At 64.6% G+C, this 20,165-nt stretch carries 23 protein-coding genes and 1 pseudogene; 15 read left to right on the forward strand and 9 right to left on the reverse strand.

The features are described from left to right. Window position 1: 1 nt before the first annotated feature. The gene (gene moaA / locus E3374_RS08750) at window positions 2–1,102 is read right to left on the reverse strand and encodes a GTP 3',8-cyclase MoaA (RefSeq protein WP_136688701.1); all 1,101 of its coding nucleotides are present in this window, start codon (window positions 1,100–1,102) and stop codon (window positions 2–4) included. A gap of 462 nt (window positions 1,103–1,564) precedes the next feature. On the opposite strand from moaA, the gene nucS reads away from it, so the two are divergent. From nucS to E3374_RS08765, 3 genes are all read left to right on the forward strand, one after another. Beyond that, window positions 1,565–2,275 (forward strand): endonuclease NucS, encoded by a 711-nt coding sequence (gene nucS / locus E3374_RS08755; protein WP_136688798.1) that lies wholly within the window; start codon window positions 1,565–1,567, stop codon window positions 2,273–2,275. Window positions 2,276–2,372: 97 nt separating this feature from the next. After that, a complete protein-coding gene (locus E3374_RS08760; RefSeq protein WP_136688702.1) occupies window positions 2,373–3,383 on the forward strand; it encodes an NAD(P)/FAD-dependent oxidoreductase in 1,011 nt (336 codons plus the stop codon). A gap of 43 nt (window positions 3,384–3,426) precedes the next feature. Next, window positions 3,427–3,678: a hypothetical protein gene (locus E3374_RS08765; protein ID WP_136688703.1), complete on the forward strand. Its 252-nt coding sequence runs from the start codon at window positions 3,427–3,429 to the stop codon at window positions 3,676–3,678. A gap of 6 nt (window positions 3,679–3,684) precedes the next feature. Here the strand turns inward: E3374_RS08765 and E3374_RS08770 are convergent, their stop codons facing one another. Continuing rightward, entirely contained in the window at window positions 3,685–4,344 is a 660-nt protein-coding gene (locus E3374_RS08770) for a hypothetical protein (protein ID WP_136688704.1), read from the reverse strand. Window positions 4,345–4,793: 449 nt separating this feature from the next. Beyond that, window positions 4,794–5,297 carry a nickel-responsive transcriptional regulator NikR gene (gene nikR, locus E3374_RS08775; RefSeq protein WP_136688705.1) on the reverse strand — a complete coding sequence of 168 codons (504 nt, stop codon included), beginning with the start codon at window positions 5,295–5,297 and terminating at the stop codon, window positions 4,794–4,796. 106 nt (window positions 5,298–5,403) lie between these two features. On the opposite strand from nikR, the pseudogene E3374_RS17595 reads away from it, so the two are divergent. From E3374_RS17595 to E3374_RS08800, 6 genes and pseudogenes are all read left to right on the forward strand, one after another. Further along, window positions 5,404–6,012, forward strand: a pseudogene (locus E3374_RS17595) (energy-coupling factor ABC transporter permease); the annotation flags it as partial. After that, on the forward strand, window positions 6,010–6,336 hold the full coding sequence (locus E3374_RS17600; RefSeq protein ID WP_345890591.1) for a PDGLE domain-containing protein: 327 nt from the start codon (window positions 6,010–6,012) through the stop codon (window positions 6,334–6,336). The pseudogene E3374_RS17595 and the gene E3374_RS17600, both read left to right, overlap by 3 nt. Then, the gene (gene cbiQ / locus E3374_RS08785; protein WP_136688707.1) at window positions 6,323–7,117 is read left to right on the forward strand and encodes a cobalt ECF transporter T component CbiQ; all 795 of its coding nucleotides are present in this window, start codon (window positions 6,323–6,325) and stop codon (window positions 7,115–7,117) included. Before E3374_RS17600 ends, cbiQ begins: the two co-directional genes overlap by 14 nt. Beyond that, window positions 7,114–7,920, forward strand: a complete 807-nt coding sequence (locus E3374_RS08790; protein WP_136688708.1) for an energy-coupling factor ABC transporter ATP-binding protein — start codon at window positions 7,114–7,116, stop codon at window positions 7,918–7,920. The genes cbiQ and E3374_RS08790 overlap by 4 nt, the downstream gene beginning before the upstream one ends. A 38-nt stretch (window positions 7,921–7,958) precedes the next feature. Further along, window positions 7,959–9,062: a M20 family metallopeptidase gene (locus tag E3374_RS08795; protein ID WP_136688709.1), complete on the forward strand. Its 1,104-nt coding sequence runs from the start codon at window positions 7,959–7,961 to the stop codon at window positions 9,060–9,062. A gap of 57 nt (window positions 9,063–9,119) precedes the next feature. Then, a complete protein-coding gene (locus tag E3374_RS08800) occupies window positions 9,120–10,613 on the forward strand; it encodes a carboxypeptidase M32 (RefSeq protein WP_136688710.1) in 1,494 nt (497 codons plus the stop codon). 134 nt (window positions 10,614–10,747) lie between these two features. Here the strand turns inward: E3374_RS08800 and E3374_RS08805 are convergent, their stop codons facing one another. Next, a complete protein-coding gene (locus E3374_RS08805; protein WP_136688711.1) occupies window positions 10,748–11,350 on the reverse strand; it encodes a YIP1 family protein in 603 nt (200 codons plus the stop codon). 86 nt (window positions 11,351–11,436) lie between these two features. Between E3374_RS08805 and E3374_RS08810 the strand changes: the two genes are divergently transcribed. Together E3374_RS08810 and E3374_RS08815 are read left to right on the forward strand one after the other, a co-directional pair. Next, window positions 11,437–12,252 carry a HesA/MoeB/ThiF family protein gene (locus E3374_RS08810; protein WP_136688712.1) on the forward strand — a complete coding sequence of 272 codons (816 nt, stop codon included), beginning with the start codon at window positions 11,437–11,439 and terminating at the stop codon, window positions 12,250–12,252. A 99-nt stretch (window positions 12,253–12,351) separates the two neighbouring features. After that, complete coding sequence (locus tag E3374_RS08815; RefSeq protein ID WP_136688713.1) at window positions 12,352–12,714, forward strand: hypothetical protein; 363 nt, start codon at window positions 12,352–12,354, stop codon at window positions 12,712–12,714. Here the strand turns inward: E3374_RS08815 and E3374_RS08820 are convergent, their stop codons facing one another. Beyond that, window positions 12,715–13,008 carry a DUF6432 family protein gene (locus E3374_RS08820; protein WP_136688714.1) on the reverse strand — a complete coding sequence of 98 codons (294 nt, stop codon included), beginning with the start codon at window positions 13,006–13,008 and terminating at the stop codon, window positions 12,715–12,717. A gap of 100 nt (window positions 13,009–13,108) precedes the next feature. Between E3374_RS08820 and E3374_RS08825 the strand changes: the two genes are divergently transcribed. Next, window positions 13,109–14,011: a DUF7093 family protein gene (locus E3374_RS08825; RefSeq protein ID WP_136688715.1), complete on the forward strand. Its 903-nt coding sequence runs from the start codon at window positions 13,109–13,111 to the stop codon at window positions 14,009–14,011. Between the two features lie 49 nt (window positions 14,012–14,060). Then, the gene (locus tag E3374_RS08830; protein WP_136688716.1) at window positions 14,061–14,456 is read left to right on the forward strand and encodes a DUF5611 family protein; all 396 of its coding nucleotides are present in this window, start codon (window positions 14,061–14,063) and stop codon (window positions 14,454–14,456) included. Between the two features lie 78 nt (window positions 14,457–14,534). Here the strand turns inward: E3374_RS08830 and E3374_RS08835 are convergent, their stop codons facing one another. The 4 genes from E3374_RS08835 to E3374_RS08850 form a co-directional block, all read right to left on the reverse strand. Then, on the reverse strand, window positions 14,535–14,894 hold the full coding sequence (locus tag E3374_RS08835) for a cell division protein SepF (RefSeq protein ID WP_136688717.1): 360 nt from the start codon (window positions 14,892–14,894) through the stop codon (window positions 14,535–14,537). Between the two features lie 76 nt (window positions 14,895–14,970). After that, complete coding sequence (locus tag E3374_RS08840) at window positions 14,971–15,948, reverse strand: phytoene/squalene synthase family protein (RefSeq protein ID WP_136688718.1); 978 nt, start codon at window positions 15,946–15,948, stop codon at window positions 14,971–14,973. 259 nt (window positions 15,949–16,207) lie between these two features. Continuing rightward, the gene (locus E3374_RS08845; RefSeq protein ID WP_136688719.1) at window positions 16,208–16,447 is read right to left on the reverse strand and encodes a hypothetical protein; all 240 of its coding nucleotides are present in this window, start codon (window positions 16,445–16,447) and stop codon (window positions 16,208–16,210) included. Between the two features lie 391 nt (window positions 16,448–16,838). Beyond that, window positions 16,839–18,149, reverse strand: a complete 1,311-nt coding sequence (locus E3374_RS08850) for an RNB domain-containing ribonuclease (protein WP_136688720.1) — start codon at window positions 18,147–18,149, stop codon at window positions 16,839–16,841. A 179-nt stretch (window positions 18,150–18,328) separates the two neighbouring features. Here E3374_RS08850 and E3374_RS08855 point away from each other — a divergent pair, with 179 nt between their 5' ends. Both E3374_RS08855 and E3374_RS08865 read left to right on the forward strand, forming a co-directional pair. Beyond that, window positions 18,329–19,078 carry a hypothetical protein gene (locus tag E3374_RS08855; protein WP_136688721.1) on the forward strand — a complete coding sequence of 250 codons (750 nt, stop codon included), beginning with the start codon at window positions 18,329–18,331 and terminating at the stop codon, window positions 19,076–19,078. A gap of 421 nt (window positions 19,079–19,499) precedes the next feature. Then, window positions 19,500–20,165, forward strand: a 666-nt coding sequence (locus tag E3374_RS08865; protein ID WP_136688799.1) for an AAA family ATPase, incomplete at its 3' end; no start/stop codon positions are given.

Genomic DNA, 20,165 nt, shown 5'->3' on the forward strand with positions numbered 1-20,165 from the left:
ATCAGTCCTCGACTTCACCGCCGTCGGGAGCCGCCTTTCCAGCCTCCTCTCCTTGCACTGGTGTCGCCTCGTCACTCGCCGATGACTCGTCCCGCTTGTACTCGTAGGGCGCGCGATCGCCCTCGCTGTCCGCGTATTCCGGATTGGGAACCCAGCCGCCGTCCTCGTCCTGAATCATGTACTCCCCGTAGTAAGGAACGCGCTGGGAAACGGTGTCCCGCAGGGCATCCTCGATGGCTTCCTTCGAGCGGTCGCCCAGCGACCGGAGATCGTCGTTGCGGTTGAGACAGCCCTTGAGGTAGCCGTCGTGGGTGACCCGGACGCGGTGACAGTTCTCACAGAAGTCCGTGTTGCCGACGGGATCGACCACCTCGACGAGGCCGCCCTTGTCGTCCTCGGGCGTGCCCTCGATCCAGTAGCGCGTCCGGTCGTGCATCTCCCGGGCAGTGACGTCGCCAGCCTGTTCGGCCAGCCAATCGTGGACGCGGTCGATATCGACCGCCCACTCCGGGCGGCCGGCGAGTTCGGGCATGTACTCGATGAGTTGTAAGCGCAGGCCGTCGTTCTCGGCGACGTGTTCGACCATCTCGGGGACGTACCCCGCGGTGTGTTCGAAGACGACCATGTTGAGTTTCACCGGCGCGAGACCGGCCTCCAGGGCCGCCTCGACGCCCTCGAGGACGCGATCGTACGCACCGGACTGCGTCAGCGTTGCGAAATCCTCGGGATCCAGCGCATCCTGGGAGACGTTGACCCGTTCGAGACCGGCATCCGCCAGATCCGCCGCCCGATCGGGCAGGAACGTACCGTTGGTCGTCAGCGAAACCTCGAGTTCCTCGGGCGTTCGACGGACGATCTCCGCCAGGTCGGCCCGGAGCATCGGCTCGCCGCCGGTAAACTTCACCGCCTCGACGCCGTGGTCGGCGGCGACCTCGAGAACGCGGACGACCGCGTCCGTCGAGAGTTCTCCTTCCGCGGGGGCCATCGGTCCGCGGGTATCGCCCAATCCCTCGTTGTGACAGTAGACGCAGTCGAAATTGCACCGGTCGGTCAGGGAAACCCGCAGGCCGGCGAGTTCACGACCGAAGTCGTCCTCCAGCATCTATCCTCACCACGGGGTCCGACGTCAAATAGGCCACGCCGAACGCCGTTCCCCCGACCGGCCCAGTCGTCCGACCCGAGCCTTCAAATACGAGGGCGCGACCACCCCCGTTGCCGTGTCGGGTGACACAGGAGTCTCGACGAGCGGGGGGATCGTCGATGAGTGATCGCGCGTTCGTTGCAGTCGCCTCGGGGAAGGGGTGGCACTACGGAGAGACGGCCTGGGACGACGACCGCACCCGACCGGCAGACGGCTGGCGTCCAAGGGGGATGGGCAACTCCCGCGTCGTCTCGTTTCGAGATGTCGTCGACGCCCTCGATTTCGCCCGTTTCGAAGGGACTACCGTCGCTCGAGTGACTGTGTCGACGACTCGCGACCCTTTTGTGAACGGCCCGGTTATCGAGGGACGTGACCGACACGGGAGACGGACGCGAGGCTGCCGGCGTGGACACTCCGGAGCCGATGATCGATCCGTCCCCGTCAGCCGCCCGCGACGCCGTGGCGCGAGCCGTCGATCGGGGCGACATGGTGACCGTCTTCGGTCGATGTACGGTGGAGTACGACGGTCGCGCCGCCAGTACGCTCGGACCCGGCGATCGACTGGTCGTGCTCAAACCCGACGGGACCACCCTCGTCCACACCGACGAGGGCCACCAGCCGGTCAACTGGCAACCGCCGGGTTCGACCCACGAGGTCGACATCGCGGACGACGAACTCCGCATCGAGAGCCACCGAACGGGGCCGGAAGAGCACCTCGAGGTCACCTTCGAGTCGATCACGTACGTGACGACGGTAGACGTGTCCGATCCCGAAGAGCTGTCGTTGTCGGGCACCGAGGAGGACCTCCGCGAACGCGTCCTCGCGGAACCGGCCCTGGTCGAACCGGGGTTCGAACCGCTCGCGACCGAGCGATCGACGCCCGCGGGTGCAATCGACATCTACGGCGAGGACGCCGACGGGCGGGCGGTCGTCGTCGAACTCAAGCGCCGACGCGTCGGGCCGGACGCGGTCGGACAACTCGACCGATACGTGGGAGCATTGACCCGTGACCTCCACGCCGACCGGGAAGTCCGAGGCGTTCTCGTCGCCCCGTCGGCGACGGATCGTGCGCGGGAACTGCTGGCCGAGAAGGGCCTGGAGTTCGTGGCACTCGATCCGACGCCCGAGAAGTGAGACGGCCGTCCGCTGGCTGCGGGCGTCAGCCACTTTTTGCCGTTGACTGCCGGGCGTCAACCCACTCCTTTAGCCGCTGGCTACCGAACGTGTACCCGTGCAACCGAAGGTGTGCGTCGTCGGCGCCGGGATCGCCGGGGCGGGAGCCGCCCACGCGATCGGGGAGTCGGCCGACGTGACGGTCTTCGAGACCGACACGGTCGGCGGGCGAATGATCTCGGGCCACCGGAACGGCTGTGTCTACGATTACGGGGCCAACTACGTCGACCCGCCTGACGGACGCGTCGAGGAACGCATTCGTTCAGTAGCCGGGGAGGAACTCGTCGAGACGACGGGCGACGTGTGGATCTTCGATGGAGACGGCGAGATCGAGGAAGGACGACCGAACCAGGGCCCCAAACTGACCGGTCGGAACGGGATCGACAGGATCGTCCGGGCGTTTCTCGACGCCAGCGGGGCGACGATCCGGGAACACACCCACGTCGAACACCTCGCTCGTACGCCCGACGGCTGGCGGGTCAGTGCTGGCAAAGAGGAGGTCGAGTACGACGCACTCGTCGTAACGCCGCCCACGTGGGATCTCTTCGCCGATGCGGACTGGGAAGCCGACGTGCGAGAGACGCTGGTGGCCGCCCGTCAGCGCCAGTCCTACCGGACGATCGACTCGGTTGCATTGCACTACCCCTTCGAGGTCGACGTACCCTACTACGGATTGGTCAACACCGACAAGGAACACGCCGTCGGCTGGCTCTCCCGGGAATCGTCTAAACCAGGTCACGTTCCCGACGGGGAAGAAATCCTGATCGTCCAGCTGAGTCCGGCCTGGAGCGCAGGTCGACCCGACGCCACGCCCGAGCAGGCGGCCGACTCGGCAGCCGAACACGCGGCCGCGCTCCTCGGGGACGACCGCCTGGCGGATCCCGATTGGTGGGATCACGAGCACTTTACGCACGCGCTGCCCGGCGACGGGATCAATCCGGCGCTGTTCGAGTACGCCCTCGGACACGACCTCGGACTTGCCGGCGACTGGCTGGCAGGGACCGGTCGAACCCACGCGGCCCTCGAAACCGGACTGGACGCCGGACGCAGTCTCGCAGGGCGGCTCTGACGCAGGGAAGAAGACTTATCTCCCAGACGATGGACGGGCGAGTATGTCACTCGACCCGACAGCGGGCGATGCGGGCCCGATCACCGACTATATCGAAGAAGGCGCACGGATCGCCTCGATTCTGCTCGTCTGGGGCATCATCGCCGTCGCAGTCGGCTGGCTGTTCGACGACGTTATCGCAGCCAGCCGCCCCGGCGCGTTCGGTCTGAGTGTCGGCTCTATCTTCTGGCTGACGGGCGTTCTCAACGCTGTGCTGTACGTCTGCTTCCGGACGGTCGATCACTACCGACGGTGAACGTCGTTACCCGCCACCCGATGGGATGGGGATTTCGAGCAGGATTTCGTCACAGTCCTCACAGGAAACGGTCGCGACCTCGTAGTCGTTACAGCAGGAAGTCACCGTTTCCGTGTCGAAAGACGTCCGTCCACCACAGTCGGGGCAGAACTCCAGATACAACCGGACGCCCCCGGCCAACCGGCTCCGCTCGACGGGCGACCGCTCCTCCCAGTCGTCGTCCTGACGTTCGAAGACGCGACAGGCGGCGAGATCGGCGACCATCGCGGAACGTGAGACCCACTGTGCGAGTGACTGTCCGTCGTGACGGGCGTACACAGCCCGTTCGTCGCTGTCGATCCGAACCGTCCCGTCGACGTCGAAGACGTCCGCGAGTACCGCCGCAACGTTCTCGTCGTCGAGTTCGTCGATCGCCGCCCGCCAGGCGTTGCGAAACGACGGAACCACTTCGAAGTCCTCGCCGTCCCCGGTGAACTGTAGACAGTCGATATCGAGCAGCGTCCCCTCGATATCCGGACGGCGATCGTCAGCCGCGTCGTCCCTTCGCGCTCGTTGCCCGGAAAGTGTCTCCCACGTCTCCGCACACCCGCCGCCATCGATCGCCTCCGAGACCTCTTTTTGATGGCGTTCGTACCCTCGTCCGTCGTCATCAACATTGTTTGACATTTCAGTACGTATCACCACCATATATTTTTAAATCTATTGGTTGGACGTCTCAATACCCGTCGTTCCGATGCCCATTGACGAGTATTTCCGGCGAAGTGGTGGTCCAAGGGACATGAACGGGAAGTCTTCCTCGAACACGCTACGACCGGATCCGATCACAGTCCGAAGCGGTCTCGTCGACGGGACCGAGGAACTGCCAGTGAAGCGATCCAACGCCGTGGATCGACGGTTCGAGGATGACGTCAAAGAGAGCGGACGTCGATCTCGTCCGGCAGACGCCGGACGCAGGACTCCCCCGCTTCGAACATCGTCAGTCACTCGTGGCAAACACCTGGAGGGTGAACAGGAGAAACAGGGAAACTGCCTTTCGTCCCCGTGTGAGGTTTGAATAGCGGTCACTGGACCGATGCGGGTACCAGTCCGTTTCAGGTGTCGACGCGGTCGTGTCGTTACTCGCCAGTGGCTGTGCGCTCGTGGCTGTGATCCTGATCGTGCTCGTGGGCGTGCTCTTGGTCATGGGAGTGACTGTGCTCGGTCTCGGCCCCGCCAACCACGACGACTTTTACCTGCTTGACGCCGCCGATGGCCCGCAGTCGGTTGGCGAGTTCGTCGATCTCGCCGGCAGTGCCGCCGACCACGAGCGTCTCCATACAGCGGTCCTCAGAGAGGTGGATGTGCTGGACGGACGTGACGACATCGGCGTACTCGTGTTGGATCGTCTGGAGGCGACCAGCGACATCGCTCTCGTGGTCGTGCTCGTGAGCGATGACGATCGTCCCGTAGTGACGGGTCTCGTCGCCGCGCTCCCACTCGTAGGTCGTGAAGAAGTCCCGCAGGGCATCCCGGACAGCCTCCGATCGACTCGCGTACTCCCAGTCCTCGACGATCCCGTCGAGTTGGTCGGTCATGTCGGGCGGCAACGTCAGACTCACGCGATCGAGATCCTCGGCCATACGCCCGATTGGCCCGGTGGCCATATCAGCCTTGCAGCTTCCGTTCCCAGTATTACTCAAACTCCGAAACGTATTATTACCTGGGACGGCTTACCCACGTCCATCGATGCACATCCTCGACGGATACCTCGATCTGTGGGTCGCCGCGGTCGCCGCCCTGACGTCGATCGCGGTCCTGGCGTTCGCGGCCCGACGCTCCGCGGGCGAACTGGACGGACCGCGGGCGCCGCTTCTGGGCGTGACCGCGGCCGCGATCTTCGCCGCACAGATGTTGAACCTCCCCATCCCGGGCGGAACGAGCGTTCACTTCGTCGGTGGAGCGTTCGCGGCCATTCTCCTCGGCCCGCATCTAGCAGCACTGGCGATGACCGCCGTCGTGGCGGTCCAGGCGCTGGTGTTCGGTGATGGCGGGATCGTCGTGCTCGGCGGGAACGTCCTCTCGATGGCTATCGTCGAAGTATACGTCGGCTACGCCATCTTCCGGGTACTCCGTCCGTATCACGAGCGCGTCGCCGTCGTGGCGGCGGCCTGGACAGGTATTACTCTCGCTGCCCTCACGAGTGCTGTCATGCTGGGAGTGTCGCAAGCGTTCGCCTACGACGTGGGGACTGTGCTGTCGATCATGGGCGGGTGGCACGGCCTGCTCGGCGTCGCCGAGGGAGCGATCACGTTACTCGCTTACGAGTTCGTCCGCGAGACGCGTCCGGATCTGGTGGCCGACCGGACGTCGACAATCGATCGCCGACGGCTCTTCCGTCGTGGGAGTGCTGTCGTCGGTGGCCTGGTCGTCCTCTCACCGGCGTTCGCCTGGGCAGCCGGCCGGGTCGGATATACCGAACCCCTGGAACATGCCGCGGAGGCGACCGGCGCGACCGCCCACGCCGTGACGACGCTGCCGGGGATCCTGCCGGACTACGGGATCCCGGGGGTCGATCCCTACGTCGGGACGCTCGTCTCCGGAGTAGTGGGGGCGGCGCTCGTGCTCGCTATCGGCTGGCTCGCCGGACGTCCGCTGGACCCAGACCGTGAGCCCCGTTGATCCAGTCAGTCGGTCGGCCGGCACACTGACTGATCGTGCGCGCGGACTCCTCCGGGACGAACGCGTCGCCGAACGGCCGGGTTGGCTCCAGGCCGTCCACCCGGTAGTGAAATTGCTCGGTGTCTTCGCGCTGATCGTCGTCACTGTCACCTTCGACGCCCCGGGGCCACCGGCAGCCATGCTCGCGGTGACGCTCGTACTGGCCGGTCTCTCCCGTCTCCCACCGAAGGCCCACGCGCTCCGGACGGGCGTGCCCATGGCCGTCTCGCTGGTGATCGTCGCGCCCCAGGCCGTGGTCTTCTCGGGGTCGGCACTGGCGGGACCGATCACCGTACCGGGTGCGTCCTATGTGGCGACGTTCGTCCTCCGGGTCGGGGCGAGCGTCTCGTTGCTCGGACTGTTGCTCTCGACGACCCGGTTCGCGTCGTTGCTCGGCGCACTCCGATCGCTTCGCGTGCCGCGAACGGCCGTCACGATGCTCGCGATCACCTACCGGTACCTGCTGGTCGTCTTCGAGGAACTCTCGCGGCTCGTACTCGCGCGCCGCAGTCGGCGACTCCGGTCCGCGACGCTTCGGGAGTCCTGGCGGGAAGCCGGGGCGCTACTGGGGACCTTTCTGCTACGGGCGCTGGATCGCGGCGAGCGCGTCGGCCGCGCGGCCCGCTCGCGGGGCGGAACGACGGGTCGGACGTACGTCCGCAGGCAGGCGATCGGCGTCGCGGACGCCGCGTTTGCGTCCGTCGTCTTCGCGGCTGTCGCTGCAGGGGTGTTGCTGACGTGAACGCCCTCGCTGCTCGCGACCTCAGCTTCGCGTATCCCGACGGGACGACCGCGATCGAGGGACTCGACTTGACGATCGAGGCGGGCGAGCGCGTGGCGATCCTCGGTCCCAACGGCGCGGGCAAGAGCACGTTGCTGTCGCTACTGGCAGGCCTTCGCGAGCCAGCGGGCGGGGAGATGTCGTACTTCGAGACTGACGACCCGGCCGACGAACTCCGGGACCGGATCGCCCACTGTCCGCAAGCGCCCGCGGACTATCTCTTCAACGCGACCGTCCGCGAAGACCTCGAATACGGCCCGGCACAGTTGGGGATCGACCGCCGGGAGGCCGCGGACCGGGTCGACGCACTTGCCGCCGAGTTCAAGCTCGAATCCCTGCTGGAGAAACCCCCCTTCCGGCTGAGCGGGGGCGAGCAACGCCGCGCCGCGCTGGCGGCCGCACTCGCCGTCGAACCCGATCTCCTCCTGCTCGATGAACCCGTCGCCGACGTGGACGCCGGCCACCGCGAAACGATTCTCGACGCGCTTGACGCACGAAACGAAGACGGGACGACCATCGTCGTTTCGACCCCCGACGCCGATCTGGTGGCCCACGTCGCTGATCGGGTCGTCCTGCTGGACCACGAGGGCTCGATCGTCCGGGACGGACCGGTCCGGGCGGTGCTCACTGACGATGAGCTCCTGGGAGAGGTGGGTGTTTCACCACCACAACTCGTCGAAGCCTTCCAGCGGGCCGGCGTCGAGGATCCGCCGCTCACTGTCGAGGAAGCGGTCGAGCGACTGCGGGACGGTTCCCACTGCTGATCCAAAGGGCTGTCAATCCTGGCCCCCTGGACCCGGGCATGGATGCCAGTGAAGTGACCCGCGAACTCGTCACCATCCCGAGCCACCGCGGCCCCGGGAGCGACGAGTCCGCAGCCGGCGAATGGCTCACCGACTGGCTCGACGAACGGACGAACGCGACCGTCGAGCGGGACGACCACGGCAACGTATTCGCCCGCCGCGGCGAGGGGACGACGTTCGCGCTGGTCGGCCACCACGATGTGGTTCCGCCGGATGCCGAACAGGTCACTGACGGGGAGTACGTCATAGAGGAGCAGGACGGCCGACTCTACGGCCGCGGCACGGCGGACATGAAAGGGTCGCTGGCCGCGATGCTCTGTGCCTTCCGGGACGCCGACGTGCCCGACGATGTCGAACTCGTCTTCGCAGCCTTCGCCGGGGAAGAACAGGGTGGAGAGGGATGTCGGGCGGCGATCGCGGACGGGTTCGCTCCCGAGTACGCCGTCGTCGGCGAGGGATCGACTGGATACTCCGCGCCGGGCGTCACGGACGTTGCGATCGCTCACAAGGGACGACGCGGGAGCACGGTCGTCGCCGAGGGCGAGTCAGCCCACGCCAGCGAGGTCGCCGCGGGCGAGAACGCTATCTACCGCGCGACCGATGCCGTCGATATCCTGCGCGAGATCACGTTCCCGTCCACGACTGTCCAGGATCACGACGTCAAAGGAAGCCTCGCCGTCACGGAGATCGAAGGCGGGTCGGCCTGGAACGTGATCCCCGAACGCTGTACAGTGATCGTCGACGAGCGGACGGTCCCTGGCGAACGTGCATCCATCGAGCGCGTTGCGGAACTCGACGGCGTCACCTGGACCGTCGAGCAGGACCTCCCGCCGATGGCCTGTGGGGACGAGGACTTCGCCGACGTCGCATTAGGAGCCGCCGAGGGTGTCCAGGACGGCGATCCCGAGCACGTCGTCAAGCCCCACGCCACGGACGCGGGCTGGCTCGCAGATCGGGCCGGGACGGAGTGTGTCGTCGTCGGCGCAGCCGAACCGGGCGAGGCCCACACGGCCACCGAGAGCGTCTCGCTATCCGTGGTCGAACGCTGTGATCGTCTCTATCGCGACCTCGTCGGCGAGTTCGGAGCAGTCACGTCTGCCTGAGGCCGACCCAGGTCCGGAACCGTCGGGCCTTTGCCAGCCGGGACCGAACCGGGAGATATGTCGAGTACCACGTCAGGCGCTTACGACGACCTGCTCGAACACGTCACGCAACTCTCCTACGTCGAGGACGCCGGCGGCCTGCTGCGCTGGGACCAGCAGGTGATGATGCCCGAGGGCGGCACTCCGGCACGGTCGAAACAGCAGTCGGCACTCTCGACGCTCCATCACGACCTGCTGACCGACGACGAGTTGGCGGGTTATCTCGACGATCTCGACGAGGCGTCGCTCGATCCCGGACAGCAGGCAGTCGTCCGGGAAGTCCGACGGGAACACGAACGCGCCCGGAAGGTGCCCCGCGATCTGGTCGAGCGAATCTCCGAGGCGACGAGCGAGGCGCTGCCGGTCTGGGAACAGGCCCGCGAGGACGACGACTTCGAGAGCTACGCTCCCGTCCTCGAAGAACTGGTCGATCTCCGCCGGGAGTACGCACAGGCGATCGACCCTGACCGTGATCCCTACGAAGTGCTGTTCGAGGAGTTCGAGCCGTATCTCGGGCTGGACACTGCCGAGCGCGTCCTCGAAGAACTCCGGGCGGAACTGCCCGATCTGATCGACGCCGTCGCGGAAAGCGACGTGACCCAGCCCCGTCCGTTCGATGGTTCCTACGACGTCGACGATCAGGAAGAACTGGTCCGAGCAGCCCTGGACGAACTGGGGTTCGACTGGGATCGGGGTCGACTGGACACGTCCGCCCATCCGTTCACCTCCGGGACGCAGTTCGATGCCCGGATCACGACGCGTTTCGATCCGGAGAAACCGCTGGACTCGCTGTCTTCGACGATCCACGAATTCGGCCACGCGACCTACGCCCTGGGACTGCCGGACGACGAATACGGGACGCCGCTGGGTGAGGCCCGCGATCTGACTGTCCACGAGTCCCAGTCCCGGCTCTGGGAGAACCACGTCGGTCGCTCGCGAGCGTTCTGGGAGTTCTTCCTGCCGACTGTCGAGGAACACTTCGGCGTCGAGACCACACCCGAGGCGGCCTACGGCGCGGCCAATCGGGTTTACGACGACAATCTCATTCGGGTCGAGGCGGACGAGCTCACCTACCACATGCACATCCTCGTCCGCTTCGAGATCGAGCGCGACCTCATCGCGGGCGATCTCGACGTTGATGAGGTGCCGTCCGTCTGGAACGACAGGATGGAGGAGTATCTGGGGATCCGGCCCGACACCGACGCCGAGGGCTGTCTGCAGGACATCCACTGGACGAACGGTACCTTCGGGTACTTCCCGACGTACTCGCTGGGGAGTGTCCTGGCGGCTCAACTCTATGACGCTGCCGACGGGGAAATTGGCCCGATCGAGGAGGGCATCCGCGCGGGAGAATTCGATGATCTTCGGACGTGGATGACCGAGAACGTCCACAGCCACGGTCGGCGCTACACGACCGACGACCTCGTCCGCGAGGCGACCGGCGAGGACTACACCGCCGAGTACTTCATCGAGTACGTAACCGAGAAATACGGCGACCTGTACGATCTCTGAGACGGACGGTCACATCGGCCGTCGCTCATACTGTCGGCTATAATCCCCTGAAGAATTTCGGCATTCCGTGGTGCCGAATATCTTTACGAAGTTATAGCCGACAGTATCAGTCCGGGAATGCTGTCGCCGGTCAGCTACACCAGACTGAAGAGAAAGCCGAGGAACCCGACGACGAACGTGAGCGTCAGCATCTTCCCCACGGGGATATCGTGGGCGACAGCGAGGCCGATACCCTGGATCACCGCCTGCCAGACGAACCCGACGAAGCTGGTCAGGAGAGTGATCGGCGATGCAGTCGTCGTCGCGTTTTCGATGAACCCCGCGGCGGCTGCCGGATCGGTAGGAACGTCTCCCAGCACCGCGAACAGACCGAACCCCGTCATCGGGAGGAGTGCGATGGTGACGAGTTCGGCTTCGCCGACGACGGCAAGCGTCGTTCCGAACCCGCCTTCGCCGTCAGCGAACCACACGAACACGTGCAGGATGACCGCGAGGAGGAGCCACCCAACGATGACGCCGACGGCGATCCCGAAGATAGCGCCGCCGATCATGCCACCGGCTTCCGACTGTGCTGCCGGTGAGATATCGACCTGGTCGAAAAGACGGGTCAGAAATACCCAGAGGATGACCGACATGGCGAGTGCCTCAAAGATGACGATGCCGGCCGCGAACGGAAGGGAAGGGCGTTCGAAACTCTCGTAGTACTCGCGGGGATTCACCAGGGGGGTCTTCGGCATTGTATTTTCAACTGACAGTACTACCTCGATAAACATTTCGGTGTGCCGAACGCGCCGCTTATCCCGATTGATCCGAAACGTCCGCCATGTCACTGCCGGCGCTCGATCCGGAACAACTCGATCGGTACTCCCGCCAGATCGTCATGGAGGACATCGGCCCGGACGGCCAGGGTGCCCTGCTGGACGGTTCAGTCCTGATCGTCGGCATCGGCGGCCTCGGCTCGCCGATCGTCCAGTACCTCGCGGCCGCCGGAGTCGGCCGACTCGGCCTCGCCGACGGGGACAGCGTCGAACGCTCGAACCTCCAGCGGCAGGTCATCCACGGGACCGACGACATCGGCCGACCGAAAGTCACCAGCGCAGCCGAATTCGTCACCGATCTCAACCCCGACGTCACCGTCGAGACCCACGAAACCGATCTGACGCCAGAGAGCGCCGAGTCGTTGATCGCCGAATACGACATTGTCGTCGACGCGACGGACAACTTCCCGGCGCGCTTTCTCGTCAACGACGCCTGTACGCTCGCCGGGACGCCGTTCGTCCACGGCGCCGTCTACCGCTTCGAGGGACAGGTTGCCACCTTCGACGGATCGGGCCCCTGCTACCGGTGTCTGTTCCCCGAGGCCCCGCCGGAGGGGGCGATCCCGGACTGTGCGACCGCTGGCGTTCTGGGCGTCCTGCCGGGGACGATCGGAACGATCCAGGCGAGCGAGGTCCTCAAACACCTCCTCGATGTCGGCGATCCACTGGCTGGCCGGATCCTCCACTACGACGCACAGACAGTCGATTTCGAGTCCGTCCCGCTCCGGGCGCGTCCCGACTGTCCGATCTGTGGCGACCAGCCGGCCATCGATACCGTCACCGATGGGAACTACGGGGGCGACTGTACCCTTCCGGAGTGATGCAGGACACCTCCGACCCGCAATCGTCACTCCGCTGTTATCATCGTCGATACTCAGGACCGTGATCTTTTGCGATTCCCTATCGAATGTAATGTATAGATGCCCCGGTTTGCGACCCGCGAGTGGCCCGTCAGGCTCGAGACGCCCGGCTACGTCGAGTTGGTCCTCTCGCTGGTCATCGTCTGGGGGTTCGCCGACACGCTCTCGACAGTGGTCGCGATGACGGCCACCGGGTCGGCCGCCGCGGAGATCAACCCCTGGATCCGGACGCTGTTGACCCACGAGCCGCTGCTGGTGATCGTTCTGAAGGGGGCTGTGGCGCTTTACGTCGGCGTCGTGCTGGTGGCCTGCCGGGACGTGGTCGAGACGGTGCCCGGATGGCGGCTCTGGTTCTTGAGTCTGATCGCCGCGGGGACGGTCGTGGTCATCCAGAATCTCGCTGTCGTCGCCGCGACGCTGTGATCAGAAGGGAAATCTCTCGCGCATCCGGTCGACCAGCGAGTCCGGGTCCTCGTCCGTCTCCGGACCGATGACGTCCTCGTCGGGACGGATGATCGTCCGCTCTTCTCTCTCCGTGACTTCGATGAGGTCGTCGGCCTTGAGGTCGGCCAGTGCAGTCTCCAGCCGGTCGATGTCGACGTCAGCCCGCGAACGGATCTCGAAGACAGTCATTCCTTCCCCGGCCCGTTCCGCGAGCGCGTCGAGCACTGCCACCTCCGCCTCGTCCCGATCGCGGTACTCCGGCTTGACGTCCATACGGTCACTTTCGACTGGCCGGGTCTTACGCTTGTCCCCGGGAACCACCTGATTCTCCCAAGCAGTACGCTTATAACTCGGAGGGGGTGACTTCATGGCAATGGGTATCAAGTGTTCGCTGTTCGGGCACGCCTACGGCGAGACGGCCGTCGAACGCGACCGCGAAGAGCAAGGGAGTGAGGTCATCATCACGATCCGGGAGGTTGAGACCTGCCAGCGCTGTGGGGAGACGCGGGTCGTCTCCGAGAACAAGGAAGTGACGACCATCGAGACTCCCGAGGAAGTATCGCCCTCCGGAGGGAGCGAAGAAGCGGCTGTGACCCCGGGAGACGAAGATAGCACTGAGGGGCCGAGTGCACCGACGACGGAGACGTCCGTCGGCGCCGAGATCGTCGACGCCGAAGACGGACAAGCAGTCACGACTGACGAACCGAGTGACGCGGACGCCGATGGAGCCGACGGACCCGCCAGCGAGAGGATGCCACCGGCCAGCGGAGAGGGGAACGGCGACGAGTCACCGCCGCCTGTCGAGGACGACGGTGTCATCCTCGAAGATGACGACGAACCCGACCGGGATCCAGGCGAGTGGCCCGAGGAAACGGAGGCCGACGCGTCCGATCGGGAGCACACGCCGTCGAGGACCGACGGGATCGAACGGTTCACCGACGACTCCTCGACGAAGTCCGGCGACGAGGCGGTGGAATCCACCGGCCGGGGCCAGCCCTCGACCGACGACCCCTCGGGAGACGTGCCCTCAGATGCGGGAGACAACGCCGAAGCGTCCGACGCGGGACCGATCGACCGCGCCGACGAGTCGGAGGTCTGGTCGAAAGCGGACCCGGACCTCGACGCCGACCGGTCGGGGGCCACGGTGACCGTTCCCGAAGGGAAGTTCCGCTGTCCGGAGTGTGAGTTCACGACGCCGGTCGATTCGTCGTCACTCCGGGAAGGCGACTTCTGTCCGGAGTGTCACCAGGGCACGCTCGTCCACGAATCGGGGTGATCGACGGCGACGCGAAAAGGGTAAACCTCCCCTTCTCGAACGGCCGCCCATGCGTGAATACAAGATGCGTCGCGGCGAATATCTCGAAGAACGGATCCCCGACATGGAGGCCACCGTCGAGGACTACTTCGGCCCGATCTCCGGGACCGAGTCGTACAATGACACCGAGTTGTTCGTCGTCGAGGACCCCGACAATCCCGTCTTCGAGTACGTGACCGTCGGGACCGTGCCCTACGACGGCAAGAAGGACAAACTCGCGCTCGACATCGAAGAACGGCCCGCCGAAGAGGTCATCGCAGAGGGTCACGTCGAAGCCGCCGAGGAAGCCGTCACGATAAAGAACGACTTCCTCGAGGAAGCGACCGGGCGTGACGCCAAAGCCCGCCGCGATTCGATGAAGCGGTCGGTCGAGGACGATCCCGACGCGCCCGACGACGTCGCCTGACGCTCCCGCGTCCGATTATCGCCTCCAGAACCACCCCACTCGACGATCGATAGGAACTCCCCCAGGCGACGGAGTGGATTACTGTCCGAGCCGTTCTCGGCTGATAGCCACGTCGGACGGAGTGATAATGAGTTGATCGTCGTCCTTCTGGACGATGTCCCCACCGACCTCGTTGGCCACCTGTTTGAGTTCGTCGCTGATGTGCTCCATCTCTCGATCCTGGGTCGTGTGGCGCGTGATGTCGGCCACGACGATGTCGCCGTCGTAGACGGCGTCCTTGATCTCGATGACGTCCTGTTTCTCGCCGATCCGCGCGATACGGACCCGGGTATCCGCGCCCTCGACGTCCAGATTCACGTCATCGGCGTCGAGTTCGACGTAGTCCTCGGTCCGCCGCGAGGACCCCGTTCCGCCCAGAATCTTGCTCATCAATCCCATACGCGTGTGACTGGCCGGGACGGGTATAGGTTTTACGTCAGACGCGACCGCCTGGACCCGCCTCGGTGGCCCCCCGTCAGACGATACCTTCCGGCGTGGCGCCGACGGTCCCGTGACGGTCCGTTTCGCCGTCGCCCTCGGAGATCGCACTCGCGGCGTAGAAGGCGGTTTCCGGGTCTCCCGTGCGCCACCAGTGATAGTAGGTCTTGGGCACCAGCCACAGGCGACGCGTTGTCGACAGTGAGGTGTCCTCCCCGAGGACATCGTACCCGAGGTCCCTGATCCGGCGGTGATGTTCCGCATAGAGGACGGCCGATAACAATACGGCGAACTGGCAGTCTGCAGGGAGATATCTGATGCCTGCGACGCCGTGGCGGTAAAGCGACTCCGTGCGCTGGAGCTCCGTCCGGATCGCCGCCCGCAGATCATCGGTCATTTCGCCGCGTCGTAGCTGGGGCTCGGTGATACCAAACCGTTCCAGAGTCTCTTTGGGCAGGTAAACCCGATCGTAGTCACGGATGTCCTCTCTGACGTCACGGATGAAGTTGGTGAGCTGGAAAGCTTCCGCCAGCGACCGCGCGTGCGGTTCGGCCGCCTCGCGTTCCGCGGGATCCATGACGGTCAGCATCATGTTCCCGACGGCGGCCGCCGATCCGCGCATGTACGCGGACAACTCTTCGTGAGTTTCGTAGCGCGTCTGTTCGATGTCCTGTGCCATCGCGTCGATGAAAACGTCGATCTCGGCCGGGTCGAACGACTCCCGGTCGGCCAACGACCGGAATCCATCCAGCACTGCCCGATCCTCAGCCGACAGTACCGCCTCGTCGTACGCGCCTCCTTTGGCGGCGCTCCGGATCGTTTCCAGCTTTTCCCGTTGGATCGCCGCTGACGGCGGGTCCGGTTGATCGACGACCTCGTCGGCGATCCGGAAGAACGCATAGAGGACGTACGTCGCCTCCCGTACCCGCTCGGGGAGAACCCGTGTCGCGACGTAGAACGTTGTCCCTGCACGTCGGTGAATCGCTTTACTCGTGGTGATGGGTTCGTCTGACATCGAGATCGGTCGTGACAGTGATCAGATTAGCGTTCGTCGTTTGTAAGGCTACCGACAGTCACAATGCGCGTCATGTCCTGCTGTTGATCCTGCTAGGGCAACGCCCCTCATAAGCGAGATACCCTATCAGTTGGGTACCTCGAGTGAACGGATCACCCCATGGCCACACGACTGACGGGTGGACGAATCACTCGTCGGTCGGATATCGACGAACGTTCGGACACCGCCGCCCCCCTCGTGCGCCTGCAGCGGCCGGCCGTCACTTGGACTCACCGACGTCCGGCGGATTGACAAATAGGCCGTCGGCGAGGATCGTCGCGCCGACCACCGAGGCCCCAAAGACGCTCTCCTGGATGGAGACTGGCGCGACGACCGCGATCAGGATGGCCGTGAGGAACACGAGAGGGAGGGTGACGAGATATAAATCGTACCGGGAGACGCGCCGAATACGCGGCGTTCGACTGGCGATCCCTCGCCAGGAGCGGTCTCTCACAGCCATCTGTTTTCACCTCGCGTAATGCTATTTTCTGTACCTACTAAAAGATTCGGTAAGACTTTATACAAACATACTCGAAACGCTTTGCCACGTTCCATGAGGGTCACATCGATGTCACACAAATATATACAAATAATATGAGTATGATATCGACTTTGGCTCTGTTCCAGTTTCCGTCCATCAGGATCTTCGCATTCGAGCGTTTCGCGGAGCAACGGGGGACGGTTCCACGTCGACACCGTCACGTCGTTTCTGACGGGACTCCCTTCACTTCGTTCGGCGATACACCGGGTAACCAGGGCACTTCCGAGCAATCGGCCCAGTACGTCCGGACTCGCGGTTCCCCCCGTGGCCGCTTGCTCCGCAGAGAATTCCCACTGTGATCGGGACCGTCTCAGTCGACGACTTCGATCCCGCGGTTGTTGACCGCCGCGGGGTCGAGTCCGACCTCTTCGAGAAAGCCCTTGTATTCCCGCTCGCACTGTTCGGCGTCCTGTTGCTTGTCGCTGGCCCGATCACACAGCGCCACGAGGTCCTCGGGCACGTCGTTAGTGTGGACGATCCAGTGGTTGATGAGATCGGAGAGTCGGCGGATGGGCGAGGTGAAGTGGCCGTAGATCTCGAAGTTCAGCGCGTGATGGCCGCCGAAGGGGTCGTTCATGTATTTCGCACGGGGCATCACCTTCATCACGGCCCACTGGATCTTGTCGAGCTGGCGTTTGGGGGCGTCCTCCAGGGTGGCGTTGACGGCCATCCGGGGATCGTCCCAGGCCTCGCCGGGGATCGAGACGCCGTCTAAGTCCTGGATCTCCTGGAGGGCTTCGCTCCACTCGTCGGGACTGGGCTGGGGATGGACGCGATACATCGCTTCGAGGCCGCGATCCCACATGAGGACGTGTGTGACGGCCTTGTTGGCTTTGAGCATACACTCTTCGATGATCGTATGGGCGCGATCGCGCCGCGGGTTGAGGACGAGGCTCCCATCCTCCTTGCGCTGGTCGTGCATCTGATCGGCCAGTTCCCACACCTGCTGGGTCTTCTCTGCGAGGTCGACCGACTGGTCTTCGAGGACGTCCGCGGCCGTCTCGGGTTCGTCGAGCAGGCGCTCGGCTTCGGTGTAGGTCAGCCGCGCGTCGCTGCGGATGACTGACTTGTAGATCTCGATGTTCTCGTAGGAGAGGTTCTCGGGATCGAGGTGCATCTCGACGGTGTGTGCGAGACGATCCTCGTTGGGGACCAGCGAACAGACCGTCTCGGCGAGGATCGGCGGCAACATGTGGACGGTGTATCCCGGCAGATAGACAGTGTTGGCCCGTTCGACCGCAGAATTCCACATCGCGGTGTCAGGGGTGACGTAGTGAGTCACGTCGGCGATATGCACCCAGAGAACGATCTCGTCGTCACGACGCTCGATTGAGATAGCGTCGTCGAAGTCCTGGGCATCGATCGGGTCGGTCGTCCAGGTCGTGAGGTCCCTGAGATCCCGTCGCTCGTCGATTTCATCCTCGATTTCGGATCGCACGTCCTCGGTCCGCTCCTCGGCCTCTTGCAGTACCTCGGGCGGAAAGGCATCGGGAATCTCGAACTTCTCGAAGAGTTCCTCGCGCTTGTTCTCCAGGTGGCGGGCCAGTTCCTCGTCGATCTCGACGGGGCCTTGCCCCTCGGGCGTCCCCGCGGCGGCCTGCTCCTCCTCTTGGGCGGTCATGGCTACCGGTAGGGTCAGCCGGTAGGTAGGCGTTTCGACAGCCCCGTTCGAACCGTGGGACCCGACGGTCGACACGTCCAATGTCGCTGTCGTCCCGCTATCTATCATATACAGTATGGTCTCTCTCGAACGACCCTCTGGAAAGTTTCTTAACGATTCCACTGGACACTCAAAGTGATATGAGTGATGACACGAACCTATCCGACGAGGCCGAGGGAGACGGGGCGAACGACGGGGACGACGGATTCGAACGCGCCGAACCCGAAGTGACAGCGGGGAGTACCGCGGACGACGGCGAAGACGACACGGAGGCGACCGACGCCGAGACCGATCCAGTCGCGGAACTAACGCGGCGCGAGGAACGGCTCGATCAGCGGGAACTCGGACTGGACAAGCGCGCCGAGGATCTGGAACGACGGTCGACGGAACTCGACGAGCGCGAGGAGAAACTCAGGGAGCGCTCGACGGAACTTGAGGAGTACCGCGACGAACTGGAGGGTCGTGAGGAGCGCATCGCCGAGCGGGAGGACGAACTCGACGAGCGCGAGGCACGGATCGACAACCAGGAGGAGGCTCTCGCCGAACGGGCAGACGAACTGGATCGCAGGGAGCGAACCCTGCAGAACTACGTCGGTGACCAGGTCGTCGACATCGAGGAGACGATCGGTGACACGATCCAGGAAGCCGTCTCGTCGGCGATCGTCCACTACGAGGACGACGACGAGTCTGACCTTGGCACGACCGGGAACCTGTTACTCGGGCTGGCCGGTGTCGCGCTGCTGGTCGGCGGTACCGCCAACGCTGTCGCGGAGATTGCCGGGAGTTCGGCGACGCTGCTGTCAAGTTCGACCGGGAATCTCGGCGTCGGCGCAGCGCTGATACTGATCGGGCTCGCCGTCAACCTGGTGGCCGTCTCGAAGCGGGTATAAACTACCCACCCTACTTCGCTCGGCCTGTCGACGTGGAGGCTGTGAGCCTCCACTGGGGCTTTCGCGTGGACTCCCGCTCTGGCCGGAATCTTCGGCAGGAGATTCATACTCTCCGTTCGCGTTCAGCGTCCCGCGATCTGCTCACGGCTTCGCCGTTCGCATGGTCCGAAGGGTCCCGATCCCTCGCTCTTCTCACGGCGCTTCGCGCCCGTTCGAATGGGCAGAGGGACCGCCGGTCCCGCTCGACTTGCGGCCGGAGGCTCCGCCTCGAATACGCTGAGGACGACGACGACCTGTCGCGAATAGTCCTACGCCGTCCCGGTCGTGATCTTGGAGTGAAACGTCAGTTCGGTCCCTGCCGGCCCGGGCACGACCAGACCCAAAGGCACTTTTTCTCCGACCGAGTAGTTCCGACCGTCAGATGTCCCGCAGTCCCTCGTTGCCGGATCGCCCGACGCTTGACCTCGATCCCGAGATGTCACCTTCCGAACGGCTCGTAGCCCTCAAGGAACACTATGCGGAAGTGCTTCGGGTCAACGAGGAACTCCACTCCCAGCTGGAGGCCGTCCGTGAACGAAAACGTTCCCTCGCCGAGGAAGTCGACACGCTCGAACGCGAGAACCAGGCGCTAAAGACCTCCTCGCTGTACATCGGGACCGTCGAGGAAATGACCGATGATGGCGTCATCGTCAAGCAACACGGCAACAACCAGGAGGTCCTGACGGACTTGCCGGGATCGCTTGCCGACGAAGTCGAACCCGGCGAGCGGGTCGCGATCAACGACTCGTTCAACGTGAAGTCGACTCTGGAAGCCGAGACAGACGCCCGCGCCCAGGCGATGCAGGTCGAGGGGAGCCCGGACGTCACCTACGACGATATCGGCGGCCTCAAAGAGCAGATCCGGGAAGTGCGTGAAGCTGTCGAGGAACCGTTGCTCAACGCCGAGCAGTTCCGCGAGGTCGGGATCGACCCACCGAGCGGGGTCCTGCTGCACGGTCCGCCGGGGACGGGCAAGACGATGCTGGCCAAAGCGGTCGCCAACCAGACCGACGCGACGTTCATCAAGATGGCCGGCTCCGAGCTGGTC

This window comes from Halorhabdus amylolytica, from assembly GCF_004944975.1.
GTDB classification, from domain to species: Archaea; Halobacteriota; Halobacteria; order Halobacteriales; family Haloarculaceae; genus Halorhabdus; species Halorhabdus amylolytica.